The organism is Psychromonas ossibalaenae ATCC BAA-1528, from assembly GCF_000381745.1.
GTDB classification, from domain to species: Bacteria; Pseudomonadota; Gammaproteobacteria; order Enterobacterales; family Psychromonadaceae; genus Psychromonas; species Psychromonas ossibalaenae.
The window spans coordinates 1-8,404 of the sequence record NZ_KB907014.1; the positions used below are offsets into that span (position 1 = coordinate 1).

Sequence of the window (8,404 nt, forward strand, 5' to 3'; positions counted from 1 at the left end):
GATTGAAATGGTGGAGGGAGGTGGATTCGAACCACCGAAGCTTACGCGGCAGATTTACAATCTGCTCCCTTTGGCCACTCGGGAACCCCTCCGTCATTTCGCGGTGAATAATATCAGTATTTTTTCGTTTGTGAAGAGAAAATTAAAGAAAAACATTAAATAAAATCAGTTTGTTGCCGATAACTTAGATTATGTATATTAAATGTCGAAAATCGTATAAATATGAAACAAATTGAAAGCGGGCTGATAATAAATGAGTGGCAGTTAGGTCAGCAGTTAAATACTGCTGTGCATAACGGCACTCGTGATAAATTTAATCTACTGCTCAGTTTGCTGTCAGATGATGCTCGAGATTTTGCGCAGTTTACCTGCCGAGCTGCTGAACAAGAAGCATTAGGCGAACAGAGAATACGTGATTCGCTGTTTTTACCTGAAGCTCAGCCTTTAGTAAATAAAGGTATTTCAGTAGAGCAGGCCGCAAGTTTAAATGAAGATCTGCATAATAATAGTTTCACCAGTATTCGTTTTAAGCAGTTATTAAATAATGAAGCGTTGTTATCACGAAGCTCTGAACCTGATATTCCAAGTGATGTTAAAGAAAACTTATCCTTCCTGTCGCAGCAGCGTTTGACGGCTCTCCAGAAAAACTCTCAGGCTGATAAACAAGTTGAGGTGCTGACAGCACCTGGGGTTGGGGCTGATATGATGGAGTTATATAAAACGTTAGATTTAGATAATAAGCCGATTAAAGTAACTTATAATCATGCAGTTAATTAGGTTATCTGTTTTTGCTTATCTTGTTTAATAAAAAAGCCGTTAACTTTTTACAAGCTAACGGCTTTTTCTATTGCTTACTTATCCGACACTTATTTAAAAACAACGGTGCGGTTAGCGTAAACAAATACTTTATCATCTAAAACCTGCAGCAGCGCGCGGCTTAATACAGACTTCTCAACGTCACGGCCTACTTTAGCCAGGTCTTCCGCGTTGTATGCATGGTCGATATGGGCAACATCCTGGACAATAATAGGGCCTTCATCGAGATCATTATTAACAAAGTGCGCTGTAGCACCGATTATTTTTACGCCGCGGTCAAATGCCTGCTGGTATGGTTTGGCACCGATAAAAGCGGGTAAAAATGAATGGTGGATATTGATTAGTTTATTCTCATAAGCTTCAACAAATGTCGGCGTTAAGATACGCATATATTTAGCAAGAATGACATAATCCGGCGTATAAGGTGCAATGGCCTCCATTACTTTTTCTTCGTGCTCTTCACGAGACAAACCTTCATGACTGACGGTATGATAAGGAATATCAAACTTAGAGACTAAATTTTCTAAAATATCATAATTACCAATAACTGCTGCAATCTCAACATCAATGCCGCCGTAGGTGCTTTTCATTAGAATATCACCCAGGCAGTGTGCTTCTTTAGTCACCAGTATGACGATACGTTTTTTTTTCGACGAGATTAACGAACGGCTGGAGCCTTTCGGCAGGCTGAAATCTAAATCAGCTAATAATGTCTGATCGTTAAAATAACCTTCAATTTCAGTACGCATAAAGAAACGGCTGTGTTTATGGTCGACAAACTCATTGTTTTTCACAATGTTAAGCTGGTGTTTCTGGCAGATATTTGTAATCTGTGCAATTAGACCTTTGCTGTCAGGGCAGTCGGTCAGTAGTGTTTTCTTTTCCATTTTGATCTCTTTAATTGTTAATTAGCAGAGCATTACAGTGCACAGCATCTTTTATATTTTTTACCACTGCCGCAGGGACAGATTCCATTACGTGCTATCTTACCTGATTTTTCTTCTGGATAAAAAGTACCATCACAATAAAGCCATTGATCACCCTTTTTTACAAAATTTGAGCGTTCGTGATGGCAGCCTAAGCGGTCGTTTTCAATATACCAGGCTTTAAATTCTACAAATCCGGTTTTTTCTAGACTTTCAGTTGCGATAATTTGTAAATTTATCCAGTCCATAGTTTTTTCTGATAACTGCTCAACGGTTAATGAACCACGAAAGCCGCTATCATAGGTGGTAAACAGGTAGGCGCCGAGCTGCAGTACAAAGGCACTGAAGCGTGAACGCATCAGTAGTTCACAGGTTTCTGGTTTTGCGCTGTTGTCATGAAAAGGTAGACAGCACTGCTGATAGGTTTTGCCGCTTTTGCAGGGACAAGCCTGCTGATGTTGTTCGGTCATTCTTTTACCCATAAAAAAAGCGCTCCTAGGAACGCTTTTTAAATAATGATAGGGCCTGTTTATCTTTGCTCTTTGTTCCTGCTGGAGACTATTTTTATGCTCAGCAAGGCAGAAGTCATGCAGTGTAGTCACTCTACATTAATGACTGATAACGAAGTTGAGTGTAAAAACAGCCCCAGCCCTTCGGGTTGAGGCTGAAAATTCCTCACTCTGCGTTGCTCATCACTCATTTAGAACAACTAAACTTCATTCTTCGCGCCTTGATTGAGAAACTTTCAGACTCAACAGGGGCAATTTTCAAAGATAATCAGGCCCTAAGCAAAGCGTTTATTTCTGCTCGTATGCATCGTTGTGGATGCCGGCTGCACGTCCGGATGGATCGGCATTATTCTGGAAACTTGCATCCCAGGCTAATGCTTCAACGGTTGAACAGGCGACTGATTTTCCGTGCGGCACACACTCAGCCGCACTGTCCAGCGGGAAGTGGTCGGCAAAAATACTACGGTAGAAGTAAGCTTCTTTGGTATCCGGCGTATTAATAGGGTATTTGAATTCTGCCGTTGCCAGCTGCTGATCGGTTACCTGCGTTTCGATATGCTCTTTTAACGTATCAATCCAGCTGTAACCCACACCGTCGGAGAACTGCTCTTTCTGACGCCATAATACTTCGCTTAACAGCTGCCCATCAAATGCTTCACGCAGAATGTTTTTCTCGATACGGCCGTCTTTAATCATTTTAAGTTCTGGATTAGTGCGCATTGCGACGTCCAGGAACTCTTTATCTAAGAAGGGGACGCGTGCTTCAACACCCCAGGCTGACATTGATTTGTTAGCACGTAAACAGTCAAACATGTGCAGTTTGTTAAGCTTACGGTTTAACTCTTCATGGAACTCTTGAGAGTTAGGGGCTTTGTGGAAGTATAAGTAACCGCCGAAGATTTCATCGGCACCTTCACCGGAAAGTACCATTTTTATACCCATGGCTTTGATTTTACGTGCCATCAGGTACATAGGAGTCGAAGCTCGGATAGTGGTTACATCATAGGTTTCCAGGTGGTAAATAACTTCACGCAGCGCATCGATACCGTTTTGTTCAGTAAAGATAATCGGGTGATGTACTGTACCTAGCTCAGCAGCAACTTTTTCAGCAGCTGCTAAATCCGGTGAGCCTTCAAGGCCAACTGAGAAAGAGTGCAGCTGCGGCCACCATGCGCCGGACTGGTCATTATCTTCGACACGCTGTTTGGCAAATTTCTGCGTGATTGCTGAGATAACGGATGAATCTAAACCGCCTGACAGCAGTACACCGTAGGGTACATCACACATAAGCTGACGTTTAACTGACTCTTCAAGTGCCTGACCGATTTCAGCTGCACTGCCGCTGTTATCTTTAACCGCATCGAACTCCATCCAGTCTCGAACGTAATATTTAGTCATTTCACCGATGTCACTGTCTAGGAAATGTCCCGGCGGGAATTCCTGAACTTTAGAACAAACCGGTGTTAATGCTTTCATTTCTGATGCAACGTAGAAGTTGCCGTGCTCATCCCAGCCCATATACAGCGGGATGATACCCATATGGTCTCGACCAATCAGGTATTTATCTTTTTCAGCATCATATAAGCAGAAAGCAAAGATACCGTTAAGGTCATCTAAAAAGGTATTACCTTTTTCTTCGTATAAACCAAGAATAATTTCACAGTCAGATTTTGTTTTAAACTGGTAACCGCAGGTTAATTCCGCTTCTAAATCTTTATGGTTGTAGATCTCGCCGTTTACCGCAAGGATATGTGTATCATTTTGATTATACAGCGGCTGCGCGCCTGTATTGACGTCAACAATGGAAAGACGTTCGTGAACAAGAATCGCTTTATCAGATGAATAAACACCAGACCAGTCAGGTCCGCGGTGACGAAGCAGTTTTGACATTTCAATTGCCTGCTGGCGCAGTGCGATAGGATCGCTTTTAATGTCGAGCACACCAAAAATAGAACACATAACGTTACCTTTTCTTGAAACGGGTATATATGAAATTCCCGCTTTATTGTATTAATAATGCTTTTCCATTTGCTTAAACAAAGCAAAAAGAGAACGAATTTATTGAGGAGTTAAGCAGACGATTTTTACAGAATAATCAAAAAATGTCACACTAAATCAGTGTCGTTAATTTAAAAGTCACACTGGAGTAGTCCAAACTACATGGAAATGTGTCGTTCAGCAAGTCGATAAGTGAACAGATTTATGCTCTGATATTGAATATTCAGTCATTATTGCATGCGATTCATTAGCACCTAAATACTCACAAAGACGTTTACTGTTGTTGTAACGCCTTTGTGAGCCGCTGTTTTATAATTCTTGTTTATGCTGACTTGTGGTTAACTGCGGCTGCAGTTCAGTCCATACATGGTGGGCAAAACCAGAGCCTGCTTCTTCGTACATATTATAAACCGGGTTAACACCAAGCTCATTGAGCTCCTTTTCATCAGCTTTATAATGTGCCAGGGCTGCGACTTTAAAGCTGCAGCTGGCAATTTTATTGAGCTGCTCTGCTGCATAACGGTTACCGTTATGATCCGGCATGGCGAGTAAAATCAGTTTTATATTTTCTGTTAACTGCAGTTTATTCCAGAAGTCAGAATCGAGAGCATCACCGGTAATCACTCTTCGGCCGAATTCGCGGTGTTTCAGGGTTGTCTGATGGTCGTAATCGACTCCCATTACCTTTTCACCATAATTAACTTTTAACGCATCGTAAGCTCCTGCCCCGATTCGACCCATGCCCATTACCAAAATCTGTGCATCACCCACTCGTACCGGACGATCGTCTAAGTGTAAACGGGTAGCCTGGAAGCGTTTTAAAGAGCGGGTAAAACGGCTGTAGATATTATCGGAATATTTATTTAACACAGAGGCAATAATAAAACTGAGCGATACAGCGATAGCGGTAATGATTAACCAGTCTTGTGATAACCAGCCTTTATAGGTTGCCAGAGACGCGACAATCAACCCGAATTCACTGTAGTTAGCGAGTGAAAATGCTGCAAAAAGAGAAGTACGGGAGCGCAGTTTAAATTTAGTTAAGGTCACGAAATACAGGGTGATTTTGCCGAATAACAGGGCTGATAATATCAGTGCAATTAACAGGTGTTCCATATTCGGCAGCCCGCCTAAGCCGATACTTAAAAAGAAGCAGATTAAAAACAGCTCTTTCATATTAAACAGCGATCTGGCCATATCTTTGGCACTCGGGTGACCTGCCAGGAGCATACCGGCAATCAGTGCGCCTAAATCGGCTTTCATGCCCACTGATTCAAATAGGCCTGCGCCGATAACTAATGCTAAGAAAAAGCCGTATAAAACCAGCAGTTCACCATGTCCGGCTCTGTCCAGCAGTTTAAACAATAGCGGGCGGACAAGCGGTAGTGCAAGCAGTGCGAAAGCCCAGATAGAAGGGACCTTGCCAACTGACAGGGTTAAGAACAGTACGGCAAAAATATCCTGCATGATCAGGATACCGATAGCAATACGCCCGTACAATGAGTTTGTTTCACTTTTTTCTTCGAGAATTTTGACCGCAAAGACTGTGCTGGAAAAGCTCAAAGCAAAGGAAACTAAGATTAACCCTATAGTATCCAGGTCGGAAAAAAAGCTTAAACCAAGCTGCTTTAAAGCAAATAAAAGCAGGGTATAAAAAGCGATGCTGGCGGTTATATGAATGGAGGCGCCTCCCCATACCTCAGCTTTAAACAGGGTGCGAATATCCAGTTTTAGACCGATAGAAAAAAGTAACAGGGTTACGCCTAAATTAGCAAAGGTATTTAACCCTTCACTTGATTCAAAACCGAAAAAATTCAGGGCAAAACCAGCCAGTAGAAAGCCGACCATGGGCGGCAGGCCGGTAAAGTTAATTACCATACCGAAACTAAATGCGGTGCCGATAAAAAGTAAAAGGTTAGTATCCATGGACTCAACTTATTTTAATACAAGATTAATTTATTTTAACGGGTATCAGTATTTTACTGCCATATGAGATTGATTTTATGGGAATGAGCGAGGTAGGACAATGTTTTTATGCGAATCAAATAATCCCTGGCTGGGATGTTTCTAATACCTCAGCGGCTGCTTTGCTCTACGGTTTATAGTTTTTATCCTTAGACTGTGCCTGCTGAGTTTCTAATAGAGATACATGTTCCGGCAGGGAGTAAGTGACAAAGGTGGTGGTATCCGGCCAGCCCCGCTCAACCGTTAATTTTATGCCGTCGTTCAGCTGCCATTGAAAGCTTGCTTCGCCCTGCTTAACATCCCCTGACTGACTATGCGGCTGGCCATGTTTATTGCTGAGCTTGTTTTTAACCCGAGTAATCAGGTTCGGTTTGCTGCGCCCGATAAAAGTGTATTTTGCACTGACAAACAGATCTTCTCTGGTGTAAAGAACTTCTAATTCACTAGTGCCTCGGATTACGGCCCCGGTAAAATAAGTATCAGACCAGTTATTAAGGTCTTCATTTATGGCGGTGATTTTTTGCTCTTTTATTTTTTCCCTTAACAATTCTCGGTTGCTGCAGGCAATGGGCAGGGTAAATAGTTTCGTTGTGGCATTTTCATGACATTTATTCAGTCTAGAAAGTATCTGATAACGTTCTTGAGCCCATTTTTGCGATGCATTTTTATACAGGGAGCTGGCAAGCCATGGGTCGACATTCACTCCTAAACCATGCTCGTATAAATAGCCTAAACGTCCGGTTGCTTGTTTATCCCCCTGTGATGACGCCCTTTGAAAGTACTTAGCTGCTTTTTTGTAGTCGATTTTTATTCTTCTACCTCCCTCTTGATAAATAACACCAAGCTGATAAAGCGATAAAGCATGATTCTGCTTAGCAGCCTGGTTATACCATTCTAATGCCAGACGAATATCTTTATTTGTACCAATGCCGTGCAGGTAAATTGTACCTAACTTGTATTGAGCTGCATTATTACCTTGAGACGCTGCTTTTTCATACCAGAGCCGTGCATTATCTAAATCGATCTTTCCACCTTTGCCTGATTCATAGAATTCAGCAACTTTGAAAGCGGAAGGGGAATAATTAGCGGCTGCTGATTTTAAATATAGAGATCTGGCCTTAAGGTGATCCAAAGGTGCGCCGCGGCCGTATTCATGCATAAAAGCGAGGTGATACTGTGCCAAGGCATTACCCTGTGTGGCTGCTGTTTCGTACCAGTGTATGGCTAGCTGATAGTTCTGCTTTGTTCCTTTACCGCTTTGATATATCTTGCCCAGGTGTATCTGTGCGGTTATATGACCTTGTTCAGCCGCTTTATGAAACCACATCAGGCTTTCTTTATCACTTTGTTTGACGCCGCTGCCGGTCTGAAAGTGCACGCCTAGTTTAAACTGTGAAACGGCATCGCCCTGATTGGCCGCCTTTAAAAACCAGCTTACAGCTTTGTACTGATCGGCAGGAATATCTGTGCCTTTTTCGTACATGCTGGCAAGTACGTACTGCGATGCTGCATCGCCCTGTTCAGCTGCTTTTGTGTACCAGTATACCGCCTGCTGAACACTTTTTGGGACTCCTTTTCCACTTTCATACATCCAGGCCAGCGTATATTGAGCTGATGCATCCCCTTTTTCTGCTAATGGTGTCCATAGTTCGACTGCCCGTTTGTAATCCCCTGCTTGTGATGCTTCATAACCCTGAGTAAATTTTTCGCTCGCAAAAGTTCCCCCGCTATGAAAAAAAGTAAGTAGAAGTATAATTGAGGTCAAGCGAGTAAGTATTAACATCCAGTCAACATGAAATCCGTTTGTATTTAATAATGAGTGAAGTATAAGACATTTAAAACTGAATAAAATGAAACATTTTCTGGTCAGTAAACAGGCTGATTTATTTGTGAGTTAACTCACTGTGCATCGAAGTTGTTTTTATGCCGATGGTGAATATTAACGCATTGAAAAATAAGTCTTTAGGCTGATGGCAGATAAATCCTAAAAACAGTCCCGCCGTTTACAAGTCTCTTAATGTGCTTAGCAGATCGGGTTAAAAAGAGTCGTATGCGGCAATAATTCAGGGCTGATTACTATTTGAATACCGTTTTGGGCGGTACTGCAGCAGGTTAATAGATCACCATCACGCAGGTCATGGGGTAACTGATATATTCACTTTGTGTACTAAGTTAGTAAACAGCGCAATG

General features: G+C 42.2%; 6 protein-coding genes and 1 tRNA gene. 1 reads left to right on the forward strand and 6 read right to left on the reverse strand.

The window, feature by feature from the left end; translation table 11 throughout:
• Positions 1–8: 8 nt before the first annotated feature.
• Positions 9–92: transfer RNA gene (locus tag G327_RS0118425), tRNA-Tyr, on the reverse strand.
• Between the two features lie 130 nt (positions 93–222).
• Here G327_RS0118425 and G327_RS26215 point away from each other — a divergent pair.
• Positions 223–777 carry a VC2046/SO_2500 family protein gene (locus G327_RS26215; RefSeq protein ID WP_019616284.1) on the forward strand — a complete coding sequence of 185 codons (555 nt, stop codon included), beginning with the start codon at positions 223–225 and terminating at the stop codon, positions 775–777.
• An 89-nt stretch (positions 778–866) separates the two neighbouring features.
• Here G327_RS26215 and purU read toward each other — a convergent pair whose 3' ends face one another.
• The 5 genes from purU to G327_RS0118455 all read right to left on the reverse strand — a co-directional run bounded on the left by purU (position 867) and on the right by G327_RS0118455 (position 7,997).
• Positions 867–1,703: a formyltetrahydrofolate deformylase gene (gene purU / locus G327_RS0118435; protein WP_019616285.1), complete on the reverse strand. Its 837-nt coding sequence runs from the start codon at positions 1,701–1,703 to the stop codon at positions 867–869.
• Positions 1,704–1,735: 32 nt separating this feature from the next.
• The gene (locus tag G327_RS0118440) at positions 1,736–2,224 is read right to left on the reverse strand and encodes a YchJ family protein (protein WP_019616286.1); all 489 of its coding nucleotides are present in this window, start codon (positions 2,222–2,224) and stop codon (positions 1,736–1,738) included.
• Between the two features lie 315 nt (positions 2,225–2,539).
• Positions 2,540–4,210, reverse strand: coding sequence for an asparagine synthase B (gene asnB, locus G327_RS0118445; RefSeq protein ID WP_019616287.1), 1,671 nt, complete (start codon positions 4,208–4,210; stop codon positions 2,540–2,542).
• 348 nt (positions 4,211–4,558) lie between these two features.
• The gene (locus tag G327_RS0118450; RefSeq protein WP_019616288.1) at positions 4,559–6,175 is read right to left on the reverse strand and encodes a cation:proton antiporter family protein; all 1,617 of its coding nucleotides are present in this window, start codon (positions 6,173–6,175) and stop codon (positions 4,559–4,561) included.
• A gap of 166 nt (positions 6,176–6,341) precedes the next feature.
• Entirely contained in the window at positions 6,342–7,997 is a 1,656-nt protein-coding gene (locus G327_RS0118455; protein WP_019616289.1) for a tetratricopeptide repeat protein, read from the reverse strand.
• Positions 7,998–8,404 lie beyond the last annotated feature (407 nt).